General features: G+C 66.7%; 1 protein-coding gene. It reads left to right on the plus strand.

The window, feature by feature from the left end; genetic code table 11:
• Positions 1–252: phospholipase D-like domain-containing protein (locus tag SB822_RS59120; protein ID WP_410859378.1), on the plus strand; the 252-nt coding region annotated here is incomplete at both ends.

Below are 252 nucleotides of genomic sequence, written 5' to 3' on the forward strand. Positions count from 1 at the left end.
CTGGTGACGCCGTACTTCGTGCCCGACGAAGCCACGCTCAGCGCGCTGCGCATCGCCGCGGTATCCGGCGTGGACGTGCAGCTGATCCTCTCCGAGAGCGACAACCAGCGCCTCACCGCCTGGGCCCAGGAGGCCTACTACGACGAACTGCTGCGCTGCGGGGTCAGGATCGCCCTGTACCGGCCGCATTTCCTCCATGCCAAGCACCTGAGCGTGGACGAGGAGATCGCCGTGGTCGGTTCGATCAACCTG

It is taken from the genome of Paraburkholderia sp. SIMBA_054, from assembly GCF_046534875.1.
In the GTDB taxonomy this organism is placed as follows: domain Bacteria; phylum Pseudomonadota; class Gammaproteobacteria; order Burkholderiales; family Burkholderiaceae; genus Paraburkholderia; species Paraburkholderia hospita.